2 protein-coding genes are annotated in these 1,033 nt (G+C 44.8%); both read left to right on the top strand.

What is annotated here, in order from left to right:
- The coding region (locus tag GRP75_RS27845) for a CheR family methyltransferase (protein WP_337194289.1) at nucleotides 1-373 on the top strand (373 nt) is incomplete at its 5' end.
- Nucleotides 374-600: 227 nt separating this feature from the next.
- A partial coding sequence (locus GRP75_RS27840) for a chorismate synthase (RefSeq protein ID WP_160790990.1) occupies nucleotides 601-1,033 on the top strand: 433 nt, incomplete at its 3' end.

Here is a 1,033-nt window from a genome sequence, read left to right as displayed (position 1 = left end):
CGGTGCATTGGCAAAAGCCAAGGAAGGCAAATATTTGGAGCGTTCGCTCAAGGATGTACCTGAGCAGGTGGCTAGCAAATATTTTAAGCCGGATGGTGCGATGTATCGAATTGATGACCGTTTGAAACAAGCCGTGAAATTTCAAAAGCAAAACTTGCTGCTGGATCGGTTTGAGGATGGTTATGATCTCATTATCTGTCGAAATGTAATGATTTATTTTACAGAAGAGGCAAAACATACGTTGTATCAAAAGTTTGCAGCCAGTCTTCGTCCCGGCGGTGTGTTATTTGTCGGTAGTACAGAGCAAATCTTTTCTCCTAACCAATATGGTCTGGAATCGACGGAAACCTTTTTTTATCGCAAAAAAGCATAAGCCTGCATATATCATCCAAAGTTTGTAGGAACTTATTTATATCCTTGAGTAATTGATGGTTGGCTTATCAGCAAAGCACGTCCTTTAGCCCCTTTGGCAAGAGGCGTGTTTTTGTTTATCTGCATACACGTGGCTTTTCTTGTCAAAGAAAGGTGCGTATACTATAATGAAGCACAGTTAAAGATTTTAGCGATGCACAGTTTAACAGTTTAAAGGGGGAACGCGTCATGAGTTTACGTTATTTAACCGCGGGGGAAACGCATGGTCCCCAGCTAACTGCCATTGTAGAGGGTATGCCGAGCAATTTAAAATTGGATTTTGAGGAATTGAATTTTCAGCTGCACCGTCGTCAGAAAGGGTATGGACGGGGTCGGCGTATGCAGATTGAAAAAGATACGGCGAAGATTGCCGGAGGCGTACGTCACGGCTATACCACAGGTGCACCGATTGCGCTGGTTGTGGAAAATAACGATTGGAAGCACTGGCAGAACATTATGAATATTGAGCCTATTGAAGGCAGTGATGAAGACAAGCGTCGGGTTCACCGGCCACGTCCGGGTCATGCGGATTTGAATGGCGGAATGAAATACAACCTGAAGGACCTTCGTAACGTGCTGGAGCGCTCCAGTGCACGTGAAACAGCAATTCGTGTGGCATGCG

The organism is Paenibacillus sp. OT2-17 (assembly GCF_009827695.1).
Lineage (GTDB): Bacteria > Bacillota > Bacilli > Paenibacillales > Paenibacillaceae > Paenibacillus > Paenibacillus polymyxa_B.
This window is presented reverse-complemented; position numbering and strand designations above follow the sequence as displayed.